18 protein-coding genes are annotated in these 23,490 nt (G+C 68.0%); 9 read left to right on the top strand and 9 right to left on the bottom strand.

Going from position 1 to position 23,490, the window contains the following annotated elements:
• Window positions 1-53: 53 nt before the first annotated feature.
• From QH196_RS27570 to QH196_RS27550, 5 genes are all read right to left on the bottom strand, one after another.
• Window positions 54-1,700 carry a glycosyltransferase family 39 protein gene (locus QH196_RS27570; protein WP_280418757.1) on the bottom strand — a complete coding sequence of 549 codons (1,647 nt, stop codon included), beginning with the start codon at window positions 1,698-1,700 and terminating at the stop codon, window positions 54-56.
• The gene (locus QH196_RS27565) at window positions 1,697-3,166 is read right to left on the bottom strand and encodes a glycosyltransferase (protein WP_280418756.1); all 1,470 of its coding nucleotides are present in this window, start codon (window positions 3,164-3,166) and stop codon (window positions 1,697-1,699) included. Before QH196_RS27565 ends, QH196_RS27570 begins: the two co-directional genes overlap by 4 nt.
• Window positions 3,160-4,608: a hypothetical protein gene (locus QH196_RS27560; protein ID WP_280418755.1), complete on the bottom strand. Its 1,449-nt coding sequence runs from the start codon at window positions 4,606-4,608 to the stop codon at window positions 3,160-3,162. Before QH196_RS27560 ends, QH196_RS27565 begins: the two co-directional genes overlap by 7 nt.
• 6 nt (window positions 4,609-4,614) lie before the next feature.
• Window positions 4,615-6,495: a hypothetical protein gene (locus QH196_RS27555; protein ID WP_280418754.1), complete on the bottom strand. Its 1,881-nt coding sequence runs from the start codon at window positions 6,493-6,495 to the stop codon at window positions 4,615-4,617.
• A 177-nt stretch (window positions 6,496-6,672) separates the two neighbouring features.
• A complete protein-coding gene (locus QH196_RS27550) occupies window positions 6,673-7,395 on the bottom strand; it encodes a TVP38/TMEM64 family protein (RefSeq protein ID WP_280418753.1) in 723 nt (240 codons plus the stop codon).
• Between the two features lie 317 nt (window positions 7,396-7,712).
• Between QH196_RS27550 and QH196_RS27545 the strand changes: the two genes are divergently transcribed.
• Genes QH196_RS27545 through meaB form a run of 3 tightly spaced genes read left to right on the top strand, consistent with a single transcriptional unit; the run spans window position 7,713 to window position 12,861 of the window.
• A complete protein-coding gene (locus QH196_RS27545; protein WP_280418752.1) occupies window positions 7,713-9,587 on the top strand; it encodes a methylmalonyl-CoA mutase family protein in 1,875 nt (624 codons plus the stop codon).
• Window positions 9,587-11,872, top strand: a complete 2,286-nt coding sequence (gene scpA, locus QH196_RS27540) for a methylmalonyl-CoA mutase (RefSeq protein WP_280418751.1) — start codon at window positions 9,587-9,589, stop codon at window positions 11,870-11,872. The genes QH196_RS27545 and scpA overlap by 1 nt, the downstream gene beginning before the upstream one ends.
• Window positions 11,869-12,861 (top strand): methylmalonyl Co-A mutase-associated GTPase MeaB, encoded by a 993-nt coding sequence (gene meaB / locus QH196_RS27535; RefSeq protein ID WP_280418750.1) that lies wholly within the window; start codon window positions 11,869-11,871, stop codon window positions 12,859-12,861. The genes scpA and meaB overlap by 4 nt, the downstream gene beginning before the upstream one ends.
• A gap of 12 nt (window positions 12,862-12,873) precedes the next feature.
• Here meaB and QH196_RS27530 read toward each other — a convergent pair whose 3' ends face one another.
• From QH196_RS27530 to QH196_RS27520, 3 genes are all read right to left on the bottom strand, one after another.
• Window positions 12,874-13,698: an amidohydrolase family protein gene (locus tag QH196_RS27530; RefSeq protein WP_280418772.1), complete on the bottom strand. Its 825-nt coding sequence runs from the start codon at window positions 13,696-13,698 to the stop codon at window positions 12,874-12,876.
• A 126-nt stretch (window positions 13,699-13,824) separates the two neighbouring features.
• Window positions 13,825-14,895, bottom strand: a complete 1,071-nt coding sequence (locus QH196_RS27525; protein WP_280418749.1) for a nucleoside hydrolase — start codon at window positions 14,893-14,895, stop codon at window positions 13,825-13,827.
• Window positions 14,896-15,136: 241 nt separating this feature from the next.
• Complete coding sequence (locus QH196_RS27520; RefSeq protein ID WP_280418748.1) at window positions 15,137-15,907, bottom strand: MHYT domain-containing protein; 771 nt, start codon at window positions 15,905-15,907, stop codon at window positions 15,137-15,139.
• A gap of 431 nt (window positions 15,908-16,338) precedes the next feature.
• Here QH196_RS27520 and QH196_RS27515 point away from each other — a divergent pair, with 431 nt between their 5' ends.
• The 5 genes from QH196_RS27515 (at window position 16,339) to QH196_RS27495 (ending at window position 21,648) form a co-directional block, all read left to right on the top strand.
• Window positions 16,339-16,569, top strand: coding sequence for a hypothetical protein (locus tag QH196_RS27515; protein WP_280418747.1), 231 nt, complete (start codon window positions 16,339-16,341; stop codon window positions 16,567-16,569).
• A 175-nt stretch (window positions 16,570-16,744) separates the two neighbouring features.
• Window positions 16,745-17,548 carry a Sir2 family NAD-dependent protein deacetylase gene (locus QH196_RS27510; protein ID WP_280418771.1) on the top strand — a complete coding sequence of 268 codons (804 nt, stop codon included), beginning with the start codon at window positions 16,745-16,747 and terminating at the stop codon, window positions 17,546-17,548.
• Between the two features lie 89 nt (window positions 17,549-17,637).
• Entirely contained in the window at window positions 17,638-18,051 is a 414-nt protein-coding gene (locus QH196_RS27505; protein WP_280418746.1) for a YjbQ family protein, read from the top strand.
• A gap of 27 nt (window positions 18,052-18,078) precedes the next feature.
• On the top strand, window positions 18,079-19,131 hold the full coding sequence (locus tag QH196_RS27500; protein ID WP_280418745.1) for a Gfo/Idh/MocA family oxidoreductase: 1,053 nt from the start codon (window positions 18,079-18,081) through the stop codon (window positions 19,129-19,131).
• A gap of 309 nt (window positions 19,132-19,440) precedes the next feature.
• Entirely contained in the window at window positions 19,441-21,648 is a 2,208-nt protein-coding gene (locus QH196_RS27495) for a molybdopterin oxidoreductase family protein (protein ID WP_280418744.1), read from the top strand.
• Window positions 21,649-21,658: 10 nt separating this feature from the next.
• On the opposite strand, the gene QH196_RS27490 is transcribed toward QH196_RS27495, so the two are convergent.
• Window positions 21,659-22,282 carry a TetR/AcrR family transcriptional regulator gene (locus tag QH196_RS27490; RefSeq protein ID WP_280418743.1) on the bottom strand — a complete coding sequence of 208 codons (624 nt, stop codon included), beginning with the start codon at window positions 22,280-22,282 and terminating at the stop codon, window positions 21,659-21,661.
• A 131-nt stretch (window positions 22,283-22,413) separates the two neighbouring features.
• Between QH196_RS27490 and QH196_RS27485 the strand changes: the two genes are divergently transcribed.
• A complete protein-coding gene (locus QH196_RS27485; RefSeq protein ID WP_280418742.1) occupies window positions 22,414-23,370 on the top strand; it encodes an oxygenase MpaB family protein in 957 nt (318 codons plus the stop codon).
• Window positions 23,371-23,490: the final 120 nt, after the last annotated feature.

Below are 23,490 nucleotides of genomic sequence, written 5' to 3'. Positions count from 1 at the left end.
CTGGGCGGTGCGCGGCGGGGCGCGTCCACGCGCACTGGACGCCGTTCCGGCGTTCAGGACCGCACGCGGTACAGCCGCCAAACCGGTTGATTATCGCCGTCGTTCGGTATCTCCAGCTCGAGCGTGGCGATTTCCGCGCCCGTCTCGTACAGGGTGGGATAGCGGACATTCACCGCGTCCGAGGTGCCGCGGCCGGAGTTCGGGACGGCCAGTATGTAGCGGACCCCGTGCGCGGCCGGGTCGTTGAGGATCGTGATGAAATCCTGGTCTGACGGGATGATGTAGGTATGCGGCCGGTCGGTTGCCGTATAGACGGCAAATCCGTAGACGGTATCCATCAGCACCGATGCGTCCGGCAGGCCGAGATCGTCGATATAGCGGGCCACTTCGCGCTCGGTGCGGAACGAGGCGATGATCCGTCGTTCCCGAGAACGGGTGGCGGAGGTATCGGCGGGGTCGGGGAACACGATCTCTTGGAGGGCGTACTGCTGAATGGACAGCGTCGGTGAAAGCATCAACACACCGGTGACGAGCGGGGTCGCCAGAACGAGTACCGCCGCGATGACCGCCGGCGCGAGTACTCGGCGGCCCGGCACGGTGCGGCGTGGCCGGTGATGCCGGCCGGGACGCCGTGCCGGAACGTGTCCTCGGGGCGGAACCAGCTGGCAGGCCAGCACCACCATCAGCGGTATCGCGCTGATGTAGAAGCGCAGAAACGGGAAGGTGGTTCCGGTCATGTAGTTGCGGGTCGCGAAGGCGAGGACCGCGCCGAAAACGATCCCCGTGGCCAGCACCTCCGGGTCGCGCCGCCGCCACGCCAGTACCAGGCATACCGGTATCAATACCGGTAGCACCGGCCCGAGGACCATGATTTCGCTGATCGAGAAGAGCAGTCCGTAGAGCGGATCGAGTGCGCCGCCGCCACTGCTGCTCTGCTCGACGATGCTGGTGTTGCCGTAGTCGGAGGTGAACTGCTGGAACGGTTCGCCTGTGATCAGCCAGCTGGTCACGGTCCATGCCACGAATGCGATACCGGTGGGTGCCGCCACCAGCAGTGCGTCCATCGCGGTATCGGTGACCCGGTGCCGGCGGGGGCCGCCGGTCCGCAGCCAGGTCACCACGGCTACGAACACGGTCACCCCGGCGGCGGCGGGGAGTGCGTCGTAGCGGGTCAGATACGCCAATGCCAGGGCGACCGCGGCGAGACAGAGATCGTGGACGTCGTCTGTGTGCAGCCAGCGGATCAGCCGGCGCGCGGTCCAGCACAGCAGGAAGACGAACGGTGCCTCGCTCATCCCGTTCGCGCCGTAGAACACGATCATCGGGTTGACCGCGAAGAGCGCGGTCAAGACCCACACCAGCCACCCCGGTATCCCGCGGTCTTCGCAGATGGCGCGAACCTGCACGACCGCGCCGGCCATGAACGGCGCGGAGACGAGGACGCCGGTGATATTCCATGCCGTGAGGACCGGCCACCACTGGCCGAGCAGGACCACCGGCAGCTGGACGATAGTGACCAGTGGGGTGAAGATGAAGCCGATGGCCGCCAGATGTGGGTCGCGGCTGAAGAGCACACTGCGCGCGGCCGAGACCCGGCTCAGTGAATCGCCGAGAATGTAGTGCGGTTCGATGGCGAGATACAGTCCGGCCGCGAGGTATCCGGCTGTCGCGAGCAGGAACAGCCAGCGCGACGTCTTCATCGCGCGACACCCGTCGGTTCAGGTGACGCCGCGCCGGGCAGACCGTGGAAGGTTTTCTCCCAGTAGGACGGTTTGCTGATGAGCTGGTAGACCCCCTTGATCGCGGCGATGCTCATCAGCAGCCAGTACAGCGGCGTGGTCAGGGCCGCGAGCAGCAGGACGGTCAACCGGCTCTCGCGGCACGCGACCAGGTTCATGTACATCACCGCCGCGTTACCGAAGACGAGGCAGAAGAGCGCCGGAAAATAGACATATGGCGGGAACTGATCCTGTACTGCATGGGGCTGGCCGAGCAGCCACGCCAGCGTGATCAACCAGAAGAGCATATTGAGGCAAGCGATCAGTGGAGTGCCGGCGAGCAGGGTGGTGAAACGCGCGAAACCGCTCGGGCCGAGCATCCGCCACAACCGCACCGGTCGCCGCATATGTACCAGCCAGGTCTGCAGGTAACCCTTGTACCAGCGGGAACGCTGCCGGATCCAGTTCACCGGATCGCTGTTGGCCTCCTCCCACGTCACCGAATCGAGAACGGCGGTGCGATAACCGCTTTCGGCGATCCGCACGCCCAGATCCGCATCTTCGGTGACGTTGAACGGGTCCCAGGCGCCGATCTCGTCGAGGACATCGCGCCGGAGATGGTTGGAGGTGCCGCCCAGCGGGATCGGGGCATCGCCACGCATGAGCCCGGGCAGAATGAAACCGAACCACAGCGCGTAATCGGCGGTGAACCATGCCGTGAGCAGGTTCTGGCCGCCGTTGTGGAACGCAAGCCGAGCCTGGACGCAGGCGGTGTCGCCGGGCAGCCGGTCGAAGGCAACTGCCGCACGGCGTAATTGCAGGGGGTCGGGGCGGTCCTCGGCGTCGTAGATGGTAACGATATCTCCGGTCGCGAAATGCAGTCCGAAGTTGCAGGCTTTGGGTTTGGTCCGGGGATCGGCCGGGGGAACTTCGATGATGCGCAGCGTTTCGGGCGCGTCGACGGCGCGGGCGGCCGCGATGGTGGCTTCGTCGTCGGCCTCGAGCAGCAGCAGTATCTGCAGTTTGTCCGCTGGGTACCGGAAGGCGGCGAGGTTCTCGATCACCGTGGCGATCACTTCCGGCTCCCGGAACGCGGGTACCAGGATGGTGTAAGCGGGCAACGTATCTTCGGGGGCCGCCTCGGCCTCCGCATCGGTGACGGTGACGATGCTGCGGCCGTCCAGACCGCGGAAGAACAGCACCAGGCGGTCGATCAGAGTCCATACGTACGCCGCGGTGCACACCACGGTGATCGCAATGAGCGTCTGGATCCGGGCGAAAACCGCACCCAGGACGAGAGCGGCGAGCAATCCGATCAGGACCCAGCGCTGCCAGCGGACGACGACCCGCGCGGCGGATACCTCGGGGCGTCGTTCCCGCAGGCCGTGCACCGCATCGTGCAGGGCCGCAGCCACCGGGTCGCCTCCACTTGCCTGCTCGTTCACCATGGTTGTACCTCCACGAGTTGCCGGCCCAGCGTTTCGAGCAGTTCGGCATCCTTGAACACCGGGTCGGTGGCCGTGACCGCGGAGACGCCCCGGGCGAGCAGGGCGACCATGGCCGACGCGGTACCCGCCACGGAGGGTGCCGGTGGCAGGAAATAGGCGTCCGGTTCGTGGTTGTCGACGGTCATCACGGTCACCCGCTGGATATGCGCGGCATCGCGGCGCCAGACGAAGGTGAGGTAATTCCAGGTGAGGTGGAGGCGTTCGTCGACGACCGAGTACATGGTGGCGACCAGACCGCGCCCGAGCGGAACCGAGCGGGGCGGGTTGCTGACCCGCGCGTAGCGCAGGTCGTAGGTGACGAGCGTTGGGGTGACGTCGAGAGCCGCGCCGTACCGCACGGTCAGCAGGTCGATCTGTGCGGTGCGGTTGCGGCCGAGGGCGTCCCAGCGAGGGTTCGGTTCCAGCGTGCGGATCGTCTGCCGCAGGAAGGTCGACTCGCTGCTGAAAAAGTGTTGCGGCCAGTCCAGGTCCTGCAAGCCGGTCTGCCGCCAGCCCGGCGGCACCACCAGACCTGTGGTGCCCTGGTACGGCGGGCCGGCGGCCACATTGTCGCCGGATGTCGCGGGCATCGGCGACACCGTCATCAGTACCGTGACCGCGGCCAGCGCCACGAGGACGTATCGGGGATCGTCCGGCCCGCCGATCGGTGGCGCGGTGCCGGCCGACAGCAGTGGATCGCGCAGGACGAGTGCGGATCCGCACACCACGACGGCGGTGACGGGGACCACGCCGATCAGGACGGCAGAGATGCGGATATCGGGGATCCAGTGGGTGACGATCGCGAGAACCGCGCAGTCGACCGCCACCGCCAGCGCGCTGACCCAGGCCACCCGGCGCCCCCCGCGGTGGAAGCCGTAGGTGAGGGTGATCGCGGAGGCCACGATCATCACCAGTGAGTATGCGAACAGGCCGCCCCCCAGCGCGACGGCGACGATCCGGTAGAGGATCGGATTGACCACCAGGAGCAGGGCCCAGACTTCCCAATACCGCATGGCCGCCCGCATACCGAACAGCAGTACCGCACCGGACAGTACGAACAGGATCATCGCGAGCACATCGAAATGGAACAGTTCGTAGAACGGGGCATATCTGGGGAGCAGCAGCCGCTGTACGAACAGTGCGACAACCAGGCCGATCAGGCCCACGATGACATCGGTTTCCCGGTCGTGGATCGGCAGGACCGGTTTGCGGCGCCGGCGGACCCCCAGCATGAGCGCCAGCGCCAGCACAGGCAGGACCAGCAGATAACCGATGGAGGAACCTTCGCCCGCACCTCGCCAGATATCGGCGAGTGTGCGGCGGAAGGCCAGCGCGGTGAGGGCGAGCAGTATCGTCCAGCGGACCGCGCGGCGTGTCCCCGGTACTGCGATGCCGCGGCACATCGCCGGTCAGCGTCGGTTCGTCCGGCGCCCGCGCGCGGCGAACCACAACGCCACGAGGAGGCCGATGGCGAGCAGTACCGCGGCGACGATGAGCACTGTGCGCATGGTCGCCGAGACGGCAGATTCGGGACCGGTATCCCGGGCCGGCGCGGGGAAGCTGTATTCGACGGGGTCCCGTCCGGCGGCAGTGAACAGGACATCACCGGAGAGGGAATACCAGCCGTCCGGCTGACCGGCGAGCCAGTCGAGGGTGCGGTCGAGTTCGCCGGGCCCGGCGTTGCTCGCGGCGACCAGCAACTGGCGCTCCCCGTCGTAGTAGCTCTGCAGCGAGGCGAACCGGAGGTCGGGGGACAGCTGTAACTGGGTTGTCGTGCCGTCGCGTCTGGTCAGTTGTAGCCGGGTGTCGTCCATTTTACCGAGGGGTGGTGATATGCCTTCGGGTGCCTGTCCGTCGGCCGCGACCAGGACCGCGGGGCGGGTGCCGGCAGCGATCTCGGACACCGGAGTCCAGCGTGGGTCGAGCCGGGCAGTGGTCAGCGATTGCAGTCCGGTGGTCACGGCGACCGCACGGCTCAGATCGTCGAAACCGCCGGCCGTGGCACCCACCTCCACCACCGGCAGTAGCCCCTGCGGTAACGCCTGGAAGCCACGAGGCGGACCATCCGGCGCCGCCTCGCCGGTGACCTCACTACCGGGCAGGACGGTCAATGTCAGCGGCTGATCGGTACCGCAACGGCCGGTGTCCCCGGTGGTACGCAACGTCACCTGGACCGGTGTGTCGCGTTGTAGGACATCGTCGGGGATATCGATCCAGCGGTCGATCTGCCCGGATGAATCCGCCGCCCAGTTCGCGAGTTCCCGGTCACCCGCGGTGATGACGAGCTGGCCGGCCTGACTCGGCGGTAAAGGGGTGTAGTGACCCTGGAGCTTCACTCGGATATTGCCGGTCTGCCGGCCGAGTTGCGACTGGTCGAGTGAGAACCGGACGCTGACCTCCGCATGTGAACTCGCGCTGAGCGTGCCCACCCCGAGTTCACCGAGGGTTGTGGTGTCCGGCGCGAGCACCGGTGCCTGATCCAGCGATCCCGCGACGGCGCGGCTGGCGACCGCGAAGTCGGCGACGCGGCTGGTGATCAACCGGGTCTGATCGAGCAGTGCCGCGCCGTCACCGGTGATCAGCAGCGACGGTATGCCGGCGGCCGGGGTGAGGGTCGTGGCCGCATCGCCACCGGCTCTGAGCGCGACCGAACGGGTGAACGGATTGTCCGGTTCGGTGATCGAGCCGTCCGGTGCGAGTCTGCGCAGACTCACCCGGACCGGCTGACTCCCGTAGTGGGCGACGATCGCGGTGGACAGCGACAGTGCGGCGGTCGACTCGAGATCCGAGGGGGCATCGGGCACGTAAACGCGGAGTTCCTGCAGTATCGGCGGCAGGAAGTCGGCGATGACGGTGGGTGGTTCGGGGGTACCGGAGTACCCGGCCCGGATATCGCGTAGTACGGCTCCGTGGTCGAACCAGTCGTCGGGGCAGCGGCCTTCGGCCGGGAACAGGTTCACATGCAGGGTGACGGTCGCGGCCTGCTCCTCGACGGTTGCCTCGTTCAACGGCAGGGTGACCGGTACCCGGGTCGCGGGCCCCGGGGGCAGGTCGGCATGCGCGATGAACCGCGCCTTGGATTCCACATCGATGGTTCCCCGCGCGAGATCGGCCGGCAGGTCGACGGCCAGGGTGAGTTCGGTGGGAGCGGTCCCCGGTGGTACCGGGATCGTCAGCTGTACCTCGTCGTCGTCACCGCGCAGCGTGATCGGGTCGCCGAGCCCGAGATCGCGGGCGGAGAACGCGGTCCCACCCGCTGGAGGGGCGGCGGTACCGGGAGGTTGCGTCATTGCCGTGGGAGAGGTGCACATCAGTGCCAGTGCGGTCCCGCAAGCACATAATGTCCGTACGAGGATCCGCATGGCACAACCCCTCAGTTATCTGGTGGCAGCCATCGGGGTGATCCGATCGGCCGCCATGTCTGCGCGGTAATCCGATGCGAGTGAATGGTAACCGGAGGGGCGTGGTTACCGGTCGGCAACGATATTGCTCGGCGTTGCGGCCGGTGGCGTCGTGCGGGGTGACCCGGGATCCGTGGACAGACCGTCCGCGACCGGCCTCCAGCGCTGATCGATCAGCAGGCCGAGACAGCCGGCGGCTATACAGATGATCGATATCCCGACCATGACCGGATGGGTGCCGCCGGTCAGTGCGTCGGCGAGTACCACGGTGGCGGCCGTGCCGGGCAGGATGCCCACGAGGGTGGCGCCGAGATAGGGCCAGAAGCGGATCGAGGACAGTGCGCACGAATAGTTCACCACCGAGAACGGTGCGAAGGCGATCAGGCGTAGCGCGCCGACCGCGAGCCAGCCGCGGCGGCGCAGCCGATCGTCGATGATCTGCACCGTGGGATGGTTGAGGTAGGGCGTAACCCGGTCCCGGCCGAAGGCGCGGACCAGCAGGAAGGCCGCCGCGGCACTCAGCAGCGAGGCGGTGACCGCCACGCCGAGGCCGAGGAATGGGCCGAAAAGCAGCCCCGAGGCCACCGTGAACACGGTGCGGGGGACCGGCGCGATGATGATCAGCGTATGCGCCGTGAAGAACAGCACCGGGAACCACGGCCCGGCGTCCTGCGCCCATTCCTGGATCTGGCGGGGGTCGGGTAACGGGGTGAGTAGCGCCGCCGCGCAGACGACCGCGGCGAGGCAGAGCGCGAGGACCAGCCGGCGGTCGCGGAGGATGCGGGACACCGGGCGAGATTACCGAGTGTTGTCTACGTCGCGGCAATCGGTGCCGACGCTGTGGCCGGGCACGGAATCGGCGCGCGGCGGTGCGATCGGACGAGGCGGCCGAGAACAGTAGCGGACCGTCCGGTGGGCCACCGCGGCCGGACGAGGTTACTCGTTGGTAGCGGTGGCCCCGGGCGCTCGATACGGGCGTCCCGGCTAGCATCGGAGGGGCGGGCTGAATGCCCGTTAACCAAAGTATTCGCTGAGCTGGGCGGATGCCAAGGTACCCGCGCACGTAGTTGGTGCGCTTGTACTGGAACGACAAGAGGGAACAGGGTATGCCGATTGCTGCAGAGCCCGCGGCCGGGGCTGATCCGTCCTCGTCCGCGGTGCCCGAATATCCCGCCTGGCGCAAGGGTGTGGCGGGTGTACTGGCCAAGACCCGCAAGGTCGATGCGGCCGAACTCGGTGCGGAACCCGAAAAGCTGCTGAACCAGTCCACCTATGACGGACTGGATATCGCGCCGCTGTACACACGCCGGGACGAACTGCCCGAGCAGCCACTGCCCGGTGCCTATCCGTTCGTCCGGGGCGGCGACGGCACCCGCGATGTCCATCGCGGCTGGTTCGTCAACGTCCGTATCGCCGCCGCCGATGCGGCGACCGCGAACCGGGAACTCACCACCGGCCTCGAGAACGGCGCGAGCGCCGTCGAACTCGCCGTCGGTGCGCACGGTGTATCGGTGGGCGACCTGGCCGCCGCGCTCGACGGCCTGCTGTTCGAGCTGGCGCCGCTGGCTCTGCGCGCCGGCACCGAGACCGCCGAAGCGGCCGCGGCTGTCTACGAGGTGGTCGACCGGTATTCGGCGCCCGACCGCGCCGCGATCCGGATCTCCCTCGGCGCGGCCCCGCTCACCGCCGCCTTCGCCGGAACCGAGGATCTCGGCCTCGCCGAGACCACGGCCCTGGCGTCCGCCGCCGGGCAGCGCCCCGAAACCGTCCGTGCGATCACCGTGGACGGCACCGTCTTCCACGATGCCGGCGCCTCCGACGCTCAGGAGCTGGGTGCCGCCGTCGCCGCCGGGCTCGAATACCTGCGTGTGCTGTCCGGGGAGATGCCGGTCGCCGAGGCGCTGCGCCAGGTGGAGTTCCGGTTCGCCGCCACCGACGACCAGTTCGCCACCATCGCGAAGTTCCGCGCCGCACGCCGCCTGTGGGCGCGGGTCGCCCACGCCCTCGGCGCACCGTCGGAAGGCGCGGCTCCGCAGCATGCGGTGACCTCCGCGGCGATGATGAGCCGGCGCGACCCCTGGGTGAATCTGCTGCGCACGACCCTGGCCGCCTTCGGTGCCGGTGTGGGTGGCGCCGATACCGTCACCGTGCTGCCGTTCGATTCCGCGCTGCCTGCCGGTGAACTCGGGGTGTCGGCGTCGTTCTCGGAGCGGATGGCCCGCAACACCCAGCTGCTGCTGCTCGAGGAATCCCATCTCGGGCATGTACACGACCCCGGTGCCGGTTCGTGGTATGTCGAGCAGTACACCGCCGACCTGGCCGCTGCCGCTTGGGAATTCATGCAGGAACTCGAGGCCGCCGGCGGCTATCGCGCGGCGCTGGATTCGGGCCTGCTCGGCACGCGTATCGGTGCGACGAAAGCGCGGCGGGAAAGCGATATCGCCCACCGCCGGACCGCCGTCACCGGCGTGAACGAATTCCCGAACCTGGCCGAGGCGCCGCTGTCGGAGGCCGCTCTGACGGCCGGACCGGGGCAGCGCTACGGCGCCCTGTTCGAAGCGCTGCGCGATCGTTCGGATACCTATCTGGCGGCGCACGGTACCCGCCCGCAGGCGCTGCTGGTGCCGCTGGGCACAGTGGCCGAGCACAATGTGCGGGTCACCTTCATCGCCAACCTGCTGGCTTCCGGCGGGATCGAATCCATCAATCCGGGCCCCCTGGCCGACGGTGAGATCGCCGCGGCCGCCCAGGAATCCGGCGCGAAGATCGCGGTGCTCTGCGGCACCGACGCCCGGTACGGCACCGATGCCGCGGGCGCGGTGGAACAACTACGCAGCGCCGGCGTCGACACGGTACTGCTGGCCGGACCCGAGAAGGTTGTGAACGGGATCGAGGAGGCCCGGCGTCCGGACGGGTTCCTGGCGGCCCGGATCGACGCGGTCGCCGCCCTGACCGCCCTGCTGGAGAAGGTGGGAGCCTGATGACGACTCAGCGAATCGAGCAGGTGGTCGGCAGTTTCGCCGACGTGCCGCTCACCGAGCCGGGGTTAACCCCCGCCGCGGCCGACGAGAACGCACGTGATGCCTTCGTGCAGGAGTCGGCGACCGCGAACAACTACGCCCCCGAACAACTGGTGTGGTCGACCCCCGAAGGGATCGACGTTCCGCCGGTATTCACCAAGGCCGATCGGGATGCCGTGGCCGCGGCGGGTTTCCCGCTCGACAGCGTCCCGGGTGTGGCGCCGTTCGTGCGCGGACCGTATCCGACGATGTATGTGAATCAGCCGTGGACCGTCCGTCAGTACGCGGGTTTCTCCACCGCGGCCGATTCCAATGCCTTCTACCGCCGTAACCTGCAGGCCGGACAGAAGGGCCTGTCGGTGGCGTTCGACCTGGCCACCCACCGCGGGTACGACTCCGACCATCCGCGGGTGCAGGGTGATGTCGGCATGGCGGGCGTGGCCATCGATTCCATCCTGGATATGCGCCAGCTCTTCGACCAGATCCCGCTCGACCAGGTCAGCGTCTCGATGACGATGAACGGCGCGGTGCTGCCGATCCTGGCGCTGTACGTGGTGGCCGCCGAGGAACAGGGTGTGGCGCCGGAACAGCTGGCCGGAACGATTCAGAACGATATTCTGAAAGAGTTCATGGTCCGCAACACCTATATCTATCCGCCGAAACCGTCGATGCGGATCATCTCCGATATCTTCGCCTACACCAGCGCGAAGATGCCGAAGTTCAATTCCATCTCCATTTCCGGCTACCACATCCAGGAAGCCGGTGCGACCGCCGATCTGGAGCTCGCCTACACCCTCGCCGACGGCGTGGAGTACTTGCGGGCGGGCATCGACGCCGGAATGGAGATCGACAAGTTCGCGCCCCGGCTATCGTTCTTCTGGGCCATCGGCATGAATTTCTTCATGGAGGTCGCCAAGCTGCGCGCGGGCCGGCTGCTGTGGAGCGAACTGGTCGCGAAATTCGATCCGAAGAATCCGAAATCGCTGTCGCTGCGAACCCATTCGCAGACCTCGGGCTGGTCGCTGACCGCGCAGGACGCCTACAACAATGTGGCGCGGACCTGTATCGAGGCGATGGCGGCGACCCAGGGCCACACCCAGTCGCTGCACACCAATGCCCTCGACGAGGCGCTCGCGCTGCCGACCGATTTCTCGGCCCGGATCGCCCGCAATACCCAGCTGCTCATCCAGCAGGAGTCCAACACCACCCGCCCGATCGACCCGTGGGGTGGCTCCTACTACGTCGAATGGCTGACGCATCAGCTCGCCGAACGCGCGCGTGCGCATATCGCCGAGGTGGAGGCGCACGGCGGGATGGCGCAGGCCATCGGTGAGGGTATTCCGAAGCTGCGGATCGAGGAAGCCGCGGCCCGGACCCAGGCCCGTATCGATACCGGCCAGCAGCCGGTGATCGGGGTCAACAAGTACCAGGTCGCCGAGGATCACGAGGTCGAGGTCCTCAAGGTCGAGAACTCGCGGGTGCGGGCCGAGCAGCTCGAGAAGCTCCGGCAGCTGCGCGCCGATCGCGATCAGGATGCGGTGGAACGGGCACTGGCCGAATTGTCCAGGGCTGCCGCCTCCTCCGACGGCGGGATGGAGAACAACCTGCTGGCGCTGGCGATCGACGCCGCGCGGGCGAAGGCGACCGTCGGCGAGATCTCCGACGCGCTGGAGAAGGTCTACGGCCGGCATCAGGCCGAGATCCGTACCCTGTCCGGTGTGTATCGCGATGAGGCCGGAAAGGTCACCAACATCACCACCGCCGGGGATCTGGTGGAGGAATTCGCCGAGGCCGAGGGCCGGCGTCCCCGGATCCTGGTCGCGAAGATGGGCCAGGACGGTCACGACCGCGGCCAGAAGGTGATCGCCACCGCCTTCGCCGATCTCGGCTTCGACGTCGATGTGGGCCCGCTGTTCCAGACCCCCGAGGAGGTGGCCCGCCAGGCCGCGGACAACGATGTGCATTGCGTCGGTGTGTCCTCGCTGGCGGCCGGTCACCTCACGCTGGTGCCCGCCCTGCGGCAGGCACTGGCCGATGTCGGCCGGCCCGACATCATGGTCATCGTCGGCGGGGTCATCCCGCCCGGTGATTTCGACGAGCTCTACGAGGCAGGCGCCGCGGCGATCTTCCCGCCGGGCACGGTGATCGCGGACGCCGCGATCGATCTGCTGCGTAAGCTCGGCGCCGCGCTCGGTCACGAGCTCGGTTCCGGCGCAACCGGTGCCGAGGCGAACAGCCAGGGATGAACGCGCGCGCCATCGACGTCGACGCGCTCGCGCAGGCGGTCCGCTCCGGTGAGCGGGCCGCCCTCGCCCGGGCGATCACCCTGGTCGAATCCACCCGGACCGACCATCGGGAGCAGGCCCAGCAGCTCCTGTTGAAACTGACTCCGGAACCCGGTGCGGCCCTGTCGAACCGGGTCGGGATCACCGGTGTGCCCGGGGTGGGCAAATCCACCTTCATCGATGCGCTGGGTATGAGCCTGATCCACCAGGGGCACAAGGTCGCGGTGCTGGCGGTGGATCCCTCCTCCACCCGCACCGGCGGGTCGATCCTCGGTGACAAGACCCGGATGGCGCGGCTGTCGGTGGAGGCGGACGCCTTCATCCGGCCCTCGCCGACCGCCGGAACGCTCGGCGGGGTGGCCAAGGCCACCCGCGAAACCATCGCGCTGCTCGAGGCGGCCGGTTACGACGTGATCCTGGTGGAAACCGTCGGCGTCGGCCAGTCCGAGGTGACGGTGGCGAACATGGTCGACGTATTCTGTTTCCTCACCCTGGCCCGCACCGGTGACCAGCTGCAGGGCATCAAAAAGGGTGTGCTGGAACTGGCCGATCTGGTCGCGGTGAACAAGGCCGACGGTAAACACGAGATCGAGGCCAAGGGCGCGGCCCGGGAACTGTCCGGTGCACTGCGGCTCATCCATCCGCACGATGCACTGTGGAAACCACCGGTACTCACCATGAGCGGTCTGGAAGGTACCGGGCTGGACAAGTTCTGGCAGACCGTGCTGGACCATCGCCGGGTGCTGACCGAGGCGGGGGAGTTCGCCGAGAAGCGGCGTCGCCAGCAGGTCGACTGGACGTGGACCATGGTGCACGATCAGCTGCTGCGCCGGCTGGCCGATAACCCGAACGTGAAATCGATCCGCGGCGATGTGGAGGCGCAGGTGCGGGCGGGCGCGCTCACCGCAGCGCTCGCCGCGGAACGGTTACTCGACGCGTTCGACAGCTGACCGGGACTCCGTTCAGCTGTCGAGGGCGAAAAGCTTTGCAGCGGTGCGGTAGCAGACTGCGCGCAGCCAGTCGTCGCCGAGGTCCAGACGCTCCAGCGCCTGCACGGCATGGCGGTACGGGTAAGGGATATTCGGGAAATCGCTGCCGAACATGATCCGGTCGCCGTAGTCGGCGAGCCGGTTCAAGGCATCGGGCGGAAACGGGCTACCGTCCTCGGCGAAATCGGTGAACGCCATGGTGGTATCGAGGTGGACGCCGGGATAGCGGTCGGCCAGATCGAGGAATTCGCGGTATTCCGGCATACCCATATGCGCCACGATGAGTGGTAATCGCGGGAAACGGTGCAGTACCGCGGTGATCGGTTCCGGGCCGGTGAACGTACCGGGTGCCGGGCCGGAACCGCAGTGGATGACCGTCGGTACCTGTGCGTCGGTGAGTGCACCCCACACCGGTTCCAGCAGCGGATCGCGGGGGTCGTAGGCGCCGACCTGGATATGCGCCTTGAACACTTGGGCGCCCTGTTCCAGTGCGGCCGCGACGTATTCGGCTGCGGCCGGTTCGGGATAGAATGTCGCCGTATGCAGGCATTCCGGAACCTCGGCGGCGAATTTCGCTGTCCAGTCGTTGAGCCAGGCCGCCATATCCGGGCGGTGCGGGTACACCAGGGCCGTGAACGCGCTGAGCCCGAACCGGCGTAGCGCCTCGAGCCGCACCGGTTCCTCGTCCCGGTAGGTGATAGGCCAGGAACGCCCGATGAGCGGGCCGGCCGAATCGAAGTAGGCCCACACCTTGCGCATCACCCGGTGCGGCATGAAATGGGTGTGTACATCGATCATCCCGGGTAGGTCGAGGCGCTGCCGGAACTGCGCCAGATATGCCTCGTCGGCCGGGATCTCGGAGCCACCGGGTGTGGTCACTGGCTGGTCCTCCTCGGATGGGAACGGGGGTGTCGTGCGGCCGGGTCAGCTCGATCCGGTGGTGAGTGTGTGTTCGCCGGCGGATGCGGGGAACCGCGCGCGGGCATAGTCGCCGATCCGGGTGATGAGCCGGTCGAAGAACCGGTCGGGGTCGGTGGCGACGACGATATCGGCGTTGGGCGGGCGACCCCACATCCCCGCCCAGTCGGCGACAGTGGCGCCGCGGGTGAGGGTGCCGCCGAGCTCCACGTCCACCGTCGCGGGCCGGGTCCGGGCGAGGGTGGGGTCCAGGGCAACGGCCGCCGCGAACGGGTCGTGCATATGGGCCAGATAGCCGAGGTCGTAGCCGTGATGGAAATCGAAATAGAAGCGGACGGCGTCGGTGACGTGGCGGATGATCGGGTTGCTCGCCGCTGAACGCGCCGACGGCGGATCTTGCGGGGATACCGTTTCGATCGGGAAGCTCGCGGCCCGGCTCGCCAGCCGGGCGAGATGCGCGGGCCGCATCTCGATGGTTTCGGTGATATCGAGCGCGCACACCACGGGACGCCGGTGCGCCGGCGCGGCGGAGAACGCGTCGAAAACGATTTTCGCGGCTTCGGGATCGACGTGGATATTCCACTCGTTGGTGGGGGTCGTGTTGCCCGGATGGTTGAACGCCCCGCCCATGATCACCAGCCGGCGCAGCAGCCGCGGCAGCTCGGGTTCGATTCGCAGGGCGAGGGCGAGATTGGTGAGCGGTCCGGTGCACAGGCCGAGCAGGTCCCCGGGGTGTGCTCGCGCCAGATCGGCCCACATCTGCGCCGCGCTGCGGTCGGAGATCCGCCGGGCCGGGGCGGGGAGTTCGGCATAGCCGACGCCCTGCGGCCCGTGGGTGTCCTCGGTGGTGCGCAGTGGTATTTCGAGCGGGTCGGTCGCGCCGAGTGCCACCTCGATATCCGGGGCGCCGACCAGGTCGAGCCAGGCCAGATTGTTGATCGCGACCTGGCCGGCGGGCACGTTTCCGGCGGTCGCGGCGATACCGGCGATCTCGGCGTCGGGGCTGGCGAGTAGATACAGCAGGGCGAGGGAATCGTCCACGCCGGTGTCCACATCCACGATGATCCGCTGCCGCACTCCCCGAGCCTAGTGGTGGCGCGGGGCGCGGGAGCCTGCGCCCCGTATCGAGCGGTGGTGCGCCGATCCGCCCGCTGACGTGGTGGCGCCGGCTTGCCCGGCGGCCACCAGCACGACGGCGCCCGTTGGATGGTGGCATTCCGCACCGAACAATTAGGCCGAATGTGCGCTGGCGTGGACCCGGGATTCGTGGTGGCGTGGCTACGTCACGTGACGCATTTCGGACGCGGGCGGGGGAAGTTCAGTCGCGGGTCGGCCAGTAGTTCTCGGTGGCAGGCCGTCGGGAGAGGGGTGTTGCGCCGCCGACCTCGGTGAGGCCCAGGTGGAAAAGCATGCCGACGGTCACCAGGCTGACACTCACGATGAGCGGTGTGAGTAGCTGGGCGGCCCCTGCGCCCGACGGCGGCATATGCTGCTGCTGATCGCCGATATGCATGGCGAACATCCCGGTGTAGTGCATTCCGGCCACGGCCATCCCCATGGCCAGGGCGGCGCCGAGAGTCGCGAGGGTGCCGCGCACATTGAGGGTGAACCACAGCGCGGCAGTCGCGGCGAGGACCGCGATGATCATCGACAGGGCCACGGTGGGCCAGTCGTATCCGATCTCCACATCGGTTTTCATGGCATACATGCCGGCGTAGTGCATGGCGCCCACGCCGAGGCCGGTCACCACGCCGCCGATCAGCAGACCCCGGTTGCCCAGCGTGCGTTGCTGGGCCAGGCACAGCCCGAGCCAGACGACGATCATCGCGATCAGGGCACTGGCCAGCGTGATGGGGACGTCGTATTTGATGGCCGCGCCGTCGATCCGGAAGCCCAGCATGGCGATGAAATGCATAACCCAGATCCCGGTGCCGCCGATGGCGACGGCGGCGGCGATGAGCCAGCCGTCGAAAATCGAACTGCTGCGCACCCGGCTCATGCACCGTAGTCCTAGCAACGCCCCGGTGAATGACATGACGTACGCGACCACGGGGGTGAGCCAGCCGTGGCTGAAGTGGTCGATCTCCACCGGGGACCTCCTCGCTGCACGGAATCCCGACCGCACAACTGCGGAACGCGGGCCTTCCAGAACGGTGAACGTGCAGGGAGTGAATTTAGAGGAAATATGTCGTATAAAACAAGGGCCTCAGAAGCGACAAAGGCGTCTTCGAGACAATCCGGTTTCGCACCGACGCCGGTGGCGATTCTCCACGCCTGCAATCGGTACCCGCCGTGGTTCCGGCAATCGATCGGCACTCGCCGCAATCGGCAATTCCGCTGGAGGTCTGCCGGATACCGCCGCACCGTACTCCGGTCATGGCCCCGAGTGAAGCGCCGCCCCGGCCGGCGTGCGAACCCGGTCCCACGCTCGCCACCCACGGGGTGGCGCCGGATGTTTTCCGGTTGGGCTGTGCCGCACCCGCCGGCAGCGTAGGCTTCGGGCAACCTCGAAGGAGACCCATGTCTGGCACATCCAGCCGTCCTACCCCTGTCGATCACGAGCTACCCGAGGCCGAACTGGCCGAATTCGCCGAGATCCGCAGCGCCGAGCGGGCGGAGGTCGCCCGACGCAGCGCCGTCGCCGCCCGCATCGTCGCCGGACACTCGACCGATGCCGCCGACTGCCGGAACCTCCTGGCGATGCTCGGACTCGACGCGGAAGCGGGGAAACTCGCCGGTCTCCAGACCTGACCCCCGGCCGGCTCACGCACAGCGCCCGAGCCCTGCTCCCGGAGGGATGAGGTGACCGCGCCGGGACACCCGTACTCTCGGGAACATGTCCGATACGGCGCTGCTCACCGACGATCACCCGGTACGCGACGTGGACGCAGCCGATGATCTGGTCGCGCTGATCGGAGACCGGCGCATGGTCGTACTCACCGGCGCCGGAATCTCGACCGACAGCGGTATCCCCGATTATCGGGGGCCCGATTCGCCGCCGCGCAATCCGATGACCTACCAGCAGTTCGTGGGCGATCCGGAGTTCCGCCGCCGGTACTGGGCCCGTAATCACGTGGGCTGGCGGTATATGGACGCCGCCCGGCCGAACGACGGGCATCGCGCGCTGGCGGCCCTGGAGCGTCACGGTGTGGTGGCCGGTGTGATCACCCAGAATGTCGACCTGCTCCACACCAAAGCGGGCAGCCGGCGGGTGATCGACCTCCACGGCAGTTACGCACAGGTCCGATGCCTGGCCTGCGGTGCCCGGATCTCGCGGATGACGCTCGCCGAACGGCTGGAAAGCGTCAATCCCGGTTTCGCCGTCTCCTCGGTGACGGGCCTCGAAGTCGCGCCGGACGCGGACGCGGTGGTGGAGGATATCGCCGGTTTCCGCATGGTGGATTGCGAGCACTGCGGCGGACTGCTGAAACCGGATATCGTCTATTTCGGCGAAAACGTGCCGCCGGAGCGGGTGGCGGCGGCCTATGAACTGGTGGATTCGGCCGAAGTGATCCTGGTCGCGGGTTCGAGTCTGACGGTGTGGTCCGGTCGTCGATTCGTCCATCGCGTTGCCCGCCGCGGCGGCACGGTACTGATCGTCAACCGTGGTCCCACCCGCAGCGGCGACTTGGCCGCGCGCACGGTGGCCGCCGGCTGTTCGCCGGTCCTGGCCCGGATTGCCGACCGCTACGCGAACCGCCGGCCTGCGCAGCCGGTTCGTACCGTGTGATCGCCGCGGTGCGTATGCGGGGTTTGCCCGGCGCGGCCACACTACCGGCACGAAGATCGGTGGAAGCTGTCGCCGCGTACGCTGCGGATATGCGGAGCACACTGATCGCGGTACGCACCGGGAACACCGAGACAGTCCGGGATATCACCGGTGAATGCTCGGAATTCGTGCGGCAGGCAGGTGGCGACGGACTGCTCCATGTCTTCGTCCCGCACGCCACCGCCGGTGTCGCCATCATGGAACTGGGGTCCCATAGCGACGACGATCTGCTGGCCGCGCTGCGGGATCTGTTGCCGGCCGACGATCGCTGGCGGCACGCGCACGGGTCGCGCGGGCACGGGCGCTCCCATGTCCTGCCGGCGCTCATCGCCCCGTATGCGACCGTTCCGGTGCTCGACGGGGAACTCGCGCTCGGCACCTGGCAGTCCCTCGCTCTCGTCGATGTGAACGTCGACAACCCCGATCGCCAGATCCGGCTGTCGTTCCTGGCCTCCGCGGGATGAGCGGCGGCGCCGGGTAACGTCGCGGGTATGAGCAGTCTCGGCGTCGCGATCATCGGGTACGGCTTGGCCGGTGCGGTATTCCATGCACCGCTGATCGCCGCCGAACCGCGGCTGCGGGTCGCCGCGGTGGTGACGGGCTCGCCGGAACGGAGCGAGCAGGCCCGGCGCGAGCATCCGGGGGTCCGGGTTCTGCCCGACGCCGACGCGTTGTTCGCCGACCTGTCCGGGATCGATGTGGTGGTCGTCGCCGCCCCCAACCGCACCCATGCCGACCTGGCGCAGCGGGCGCTCGCCGCGGGCGCCGCCGTGGTGGTGGACAAGCCGTTTGCGGTATCCGCTGCCGAGGCCGCGCAGGTGGTCCGGTCTGCCGAGGAGTCCGGCAGCGTGCTGACGGTGTTCCAGAACCGGCGGTGGGACGGTGATTTCCGGACAGTCGGCGAACTGGCCCGGTCGGGCCGGCTGGGGGAGGTGCGCCGTTTCGAATCCCGGTTCGAACGCTGGCGGCCGGTGCCCAAGGGTGGCTGGCGCGAGACCGGTACCGCCGCCGACGCCGCCGGGACCCTCTACGACCTGGGCAGTCACCTCGTCGATCAAGCTCTGAGCCTGTTCGGTCCGGTCGGCGCCGTGTACTGCGAACTCGATTCCCGGCGCCCCGGGGTGAGCACCGACGACGATATTTTCCTGGCGCTGACCCATATCGGCGGAGTCCGCTCCCATCTGTGGGCCAGCGCGGTCGCGCCGCGGCTCGGCCCGCGTTTCCGGGTACTGGGAGACAAGGCCGGTTACGAGGTGTACGGGATGGATCCGCAGGAGGCCGCACTGCGCGATGGTCGGCGGCCCGACGACGGAAAGCCCTGGGGAACTGTGGAACCCGAACGGTACGGAATCCTCGGCGCGGATCCGGAGGGGGCGGCATTTCCCACCCTGCCCGGCGACTACCTCGCCTTCTACCGCGCCCTGGCCGAGGCGATACTCGACGGCGCACCGGTTCCGGTCGACCCGCACGACGCCCTGACCGGTCTGCGCATCCTCGAGGCCGCCCGCGAATCGGCTGGGTCGGGCAGCGTTGTGCACCTCTGACGGCGTGTCCGACGGCACGTACCGAATCCTGCCGGCGGAAAACGCGTTGACCGGTACCGAAACGTGCTGGTGCGGCCGTCCGGCCACGACGACGTGACCTGTACGGCGACGAGTTCAGAACCGGTCCGGGGCTACGCAAGCGCATGAACCCGGGTTCGGGCGGGAGGTGCCGCTGCGCGCTACCGCACGGTCGTCGCCAGTCCCTGAACGATCAGGGCGAAACCGACTGAGGGCAGGGCGCCGCAGTTTATCGTCGCGGAATCGGCGGAACACTACTCGAGCACTGGCTCGCCGGGCCATGATGGAGTCATGGCCCGACCTACGTCTCCTATTGATTCGGCGACCGGATCGCGGAATCTGCTGCGCACCTGCCCGCTGTGTGAGGCGGTATGCGGTCTCGAACTCACCCTGGATGCCGACGACCGGGTGACCGCGGTCCGTGGCGATAAACAGGACCCGTTCAGTGCCGGTTTCCTCTGCCCGAAGGGGGCGAGTTTCGGCCGTCTCGACAGTGATCCCGATCGCCTCACCGAGCCGATGATCCGCGATCGCGCGAGCGGCACCTGGCGCACCGCGAGCTGGGACGAGGCCTTCGATCTCATTGCCGAACGGATTCCCGCGATCAAATCTGCGCACGGCAATCAGGCGGTCGCACTGTATCTGGGCAATCCCAATGCCCACACCGTCGCGGGCACCCTGTACGCCCCGGCGCTGATCCGCGCGCTCGGCACCAAGAACCTGTTCTCCGCCAGTACCGCCGACCAGATGCCCAAACAGCTCGCCTGCGGTCTGCTCTTCGGTGACCCGCTGGCCGTACCCGTACCCGATCTCGACCGCACCGGTTATCTGCTCATGCTGGGCGCCAACCCGCTCGAATCCAACGGTTCGGTCTGCACGGCACCGGATTTCCCCGGTCGTCTGCGCGCCTTGCGGGAGCGCGGGGGCCGGTTGGTCGTGGTGGATCCCCGGCGCACCCGCACCGCGGCCGTCGCCGACGAACATCTGTTCATCCGGCCCGGCGCCGACGCCTATCTCCTTTTCGGAATCGTGCACACCCTGTTCGCCGAGGGGCTCACCGCTATCGCCGTCGAGGCCAACGGTGTGGACGAGGTACGGGCCGCGGCGGCAGATTTCCCGCCGGAACGGATGGCCGAGCGCACCGGTGTGCCCGCCGATACCGTGCGCCGCCTGGCGCGGGAGCTGGCCGCGGCGCCCGCCGCCGCGGTGTATGCCCGGATCGGCACGTGCACAGCGGAATTCGGCACCCTCACGCAATGGCTGGTCGATGTACTGAACGTCCTGACCGGTAACCTCGACCGTCCCGGCGGGGTCATGTTCGCCACCGCCGCCGCGCGCGGGATCGTCCGCACCAAACCCTTCCGGCCCGGCCGGTGGCGCAGCCGGGTCCGGCAGCTGCCGGAGGCGATGGGGGAACTGCCGGTCGCCACCCTCGTCGACGAGATCACCACACCGGGTGACGGTCAGGTCCGCGCCCTGATCACCGTGGCGGGCAACCCGGTGTTGTCCGCGCCGAGCGGCCCCCGGCTGGACGAGGCGTTCGCCGGGCTGGAATTCATGGTGAGCGTCGACCGCTACCTCAACGAGACCACCCGGCACGCCGATGTGATCCTGCCCCCGCCCCGTCCGGTGCAGTCCCCGCACTACGATTTCGCGCTCCTCCAGTTCGCGGTGCGCAACTACGCCCGGTACTCACCGCCGCTGGTACCGCTGGACGATCGGCCTTCCGAGGCGGCCGTGTATGTGCGGCTGGGTGCGGCGGTGAGCGGGCAACCGCACAATCCCACCGCAGATTTCGATCCACTCGCCGCCTTCGACGAATTCGTGATCGCCGATACACTGCAGCGCGCCGGTTTCGTCCAGCGCCGTCCGGATCTGCTCGGCACCACCACCACGGAACAGCGCCTGGACCTGATGCTGCGCCTGGGCCCTTATGGTGCCTGGAACGGTGGCGAACTGAGTTTGCAGACTCTGCTGGACAATCCGCACGGTATCGACCTCGGCCCCCTGCGGCCCCGACTTCCCGAGGTCCTGCGGACCGCCTCCGGAAAGGTCGAACTCGCACCCGAGCTGTTACTGGCCGATATCGAGCGCCTGCGTGCCGGTTCGGCGGCGGCGCCCGCGGATCTGGTGCTCATCGGCCGGCGGCATCTGCGCTCGAACAACAGCTGGATGCACAATATGGAGCGGCTGGTCGGTGGGACCAATCGATGCACGCTGCAGATCCATCCCGACGATATCGCCCGCCTGGGTCTCGGTGATCACGCCGTCGTGAAATCGGCTGCCGGCTCCCTGACCGTCCCTCTGGAGCCCACCGAGACGATCATGCCCGGAGTGGTGAGTCTGCCGCACGGCTGGGGTCACGCCGGTAGTGCGCAAGAGGTGGCGGCCGGCAACCCCGGCGTGAATGCCAATACGCTGACCGATGATTCGGTACTCGACATACCGTCCGGCAATGCGGTGTTCAACGGCGTACCGGTCACCTTGGCGCCGGCCTGACCGGTGCGGTTCAGTCGCCGCCGGAGTGCGGGTACATCAGCGGCGCGAGATAGCGGCGGGCGAATTCCCGCGCGGCCTCGGTATCGCCGAGCGGGAGCACGCCGCGCGGATTCGTGATGAACGATATGGTGAGCCGGACGAACAGCTCGGCCACCACGTCCGGATCGAAACTGCCGAGCTCCCCACGCTGCTGCCAGTAGGTCAGGAACCGCGCCACCGGCTCGCGACCCTGCATGACCGCATCGTCGCCGGTCAGGAAATCGGTGAGCTGGCCGGCGCCGCCCGAGGACCGCAGACTGCGGGTGAGCAGCAGGGGCGCGGTGGCCTCGTTGACGAACGCGGCGAACATATCCGCCAGTGCGCCCACCGGTCCGGATGACCCGTGCATCGCATCGGCCACGATCGTCGAGACCCGGTGCGATTCGGCCATCAGCGCGTAGCGCAGGATCGTCGATTTCGTGCCGAACCGCCGGTACACCGTGGCGACCCCGACACCGGCGGTTTCGGCGATCCGGACCATGGTGGTGTCGTCGAAGCCGTCGGCGGCGAAACAGTCCCGGGCGGCATCGACGATTGTGCGTGATCGGGTATCCAACTGCTGCAGTTCGGTCCACGGCGCAGCGGCGGTCTCCATTCGCACCAGCCTACCGGCCCGCCACGCGGCGGAATGATCCCTGGGCCTCGGTGTTCTGGTGCGTGCACGGCCCTCGGTGATAGCCTGAAGGTGGTTGAACTATCATTTCCCACTCTTTCCGAGGTGACGACATGGCGAACAACGCAACGGTGCGCACCGCCGAAAAGTCCACCGGCTCCACGATCCGGCCCGAGGTCTTGCGGGAGTTCCGCAAGCATTCCGGTAGCGTCCTGGCCGGTGTCTTCGCCGGAGCGGCCTTCGACCAGGTCGCTCTGGTGCCGGTGGCTGCTTCGGTGGACCGCACCGGCCGGTTCGCCGCCAATTTCGCCGACCGCGGTGTGCGCAGCGGAGCCTCGGCGATGATCGCGCTGTGGGGTGATTCCGACGACCGCCGCGCCGAGGCCGACTGGCTCAAACTGCGCCACCGCGATGTCCGCGGCACCGGGACGGCGGATTTCGGGGAGGTGAAATACAGTGCGCTGAGCCCGTTCACCTGGAAATGGATCGCGGTGAGCGGCATCTTCGTCGTACTGAACACCTTCACCCCCTGCACCGGCACCGCGCTGCGGCCGGAAGAGGAGGAAGCGGCCTACCAGCTGCTGCGTGCGGCCTTCGCCGATCTCGAACTCCCCAGCGCCGCAGGCAAATTGCCCGCCGATCTCGCCGAAGCCCGCGAATACTACGAGAAGATGGCGACCGAGGAACTGCGCGCCAATCCGTTCCTGGTGGAGAAGTTCGCCGGACTCACCCGGCTCCCGCTACCCACCCTGGGTCTGCCGTCGCCCGCCCGGCGGGCACTCACCCCGATGTGGCTGGTGGTGCGGCCGGTGGCGGGCCATGTGATCCAGGTGTGCTCGTCCAAGGTGATGCATCCGCGGGTGCGGGAGCTGACCGGTTTCGAACTGAAACCGCGCCACGACCAGGAATTCGCTCTCTACGTCCGGCTGCTGCAATGGGCCTGGCGCAATCTGCCCGACCGCGTGCTGCTCCAGCCACTGGCATACAACCGGTTCCGATACGAGAAGCTGATCCGTACCCTCCGCAGCTTCGGCCTGGAATCCTTCGCCGTCCCCGAGGACCGGCGCTGAACCGGGCCGTATGCCGCGACAACCGAGCCCTGGGCCGGTGCCGATCGAAGGCGTGGCCACCCCGGTGGTCGGTGCCCCCGTCTGCAAATCCGGTTCGCGTACCGGCTTCAGCTGCGGTGT

The organism is Nocardia carnea (genome assembly GCF_029868325.1).
In the GTDB taxonomy this organism is placed as follows: domain Bacteria; phylum Actinomycetota; class Actinomycetes; order Mycobacteriales; family Mycobacteriaceae; genus Nocardia; species Nocardia carnea_C.
Note: the sequence above shows the minus strand (reverse complement) of the source record. Positions and strands in the feature narration are given on the sequence as shown.

Bases quoted from the DNA above. Each gene is read 5' to 3' on its own strand.
- scpA (WP_280418751.1), top strand. From the start codon at position 9,587: ATGACGACTCAGCGAATCGAGCAGGTGGTCGGCAGTTTCGCCGACGTG.
- QH196_RS27485 (WP_280418742.1), top strand. From the start codon at position 22,414: ATGGCGAACAACGCAACGGTGCGCACCGCCGAAAAGTCCACCGGCTCC.
- QH196_RS27530 (WP_280418772.1), bottom strand. From the start codon at position 13,698: ATGATCGATGTACACACCCATTTCATGCCGCACCGGGTGATGCGCAAG.
- QH196_RS27515 (WP_280418747.1), top strand. From the start codon at position 16,339: ATGTCTGGCACATCCAGCCGTCCTACCCCTGTCGATCACGAGCTACCC.
- QH196_RS27570 (WP_280418757.1), bottom strand. From the start codon at position 1,700: ATGAAGACGTCGCGCTGGCTGTTCCTGCTCGCGACAGCCGGATACCTC.
- QH196_RS27555 (WP_280418754.1), bottom strand. From the start codon at position 6,495: ATGACGCAACCTCCCGGTACCGCCGCCCCTCCAGCGGGTGGGACCGCG.
- QH196_RS27495 (WP_280418744.1), top strand. From the start codon at position 19,441: ATGGCCCGACCTACGTCTCCTATTGATTCGGCGACCGGATCGCGGAAT.
- QH196_RS27505 (WP_280418746.1), top strand. From the start codon at position 17,638: ATGCGGAGCACACTGATCGCGGTACGCACCGGGAACACCGAGACAGTC.
- meaB (WP_280418750.1), top strand. From the start codon at position 11,869: ATGAACGCGCGCGCCATCGACGTCGACGCGCTCGCGCAGGCGGTCCGC.
- QH196_RS27560 (WP_280418755.1), bottom strand. From the start codon at position 4,608: ATGTGCCGCGGCATCGCAGTACCGGGGACACGCCGCGCGGTCCGCTGG.
- QH196_RS27565 (WP_280418756.1), bottom strand. From the start codon at position 3,166: ATGGTGAACGAGCAGGCAAGTGGAGGCGACCCGGTGGCTGCGGCCCTG.
- QH196_RS27500 (WP_280418745.1), top strand. From the start codon at position 18,079: ATGAGCAGTCTCGGCGTCGCGATCATCGGGTACGGCTTGGCCGGTGCG.
- QH196_RS27490 (WP_280418743.1), bottom strand. From the start codon at position 22,282: ATGGAGACCGCCGCTGCGCCGTGGACCGAACTGCAGCAGTTGGATACC.
- QH196_RS27545 (WP_280418752.1), top strand. From the start codon at position 7,713: ATGCCGATTGCTGCAGAGCCCGCGGCCGGGGCTGATCCGTCCTCGTCC.
- QH196_RS27510 (WP_280418771.1), top strand. From the start codon at position 16,745: ATGGTCGTACTCACCGGCGCCGGAATCTCGACCGACAGCGGTATCCCC.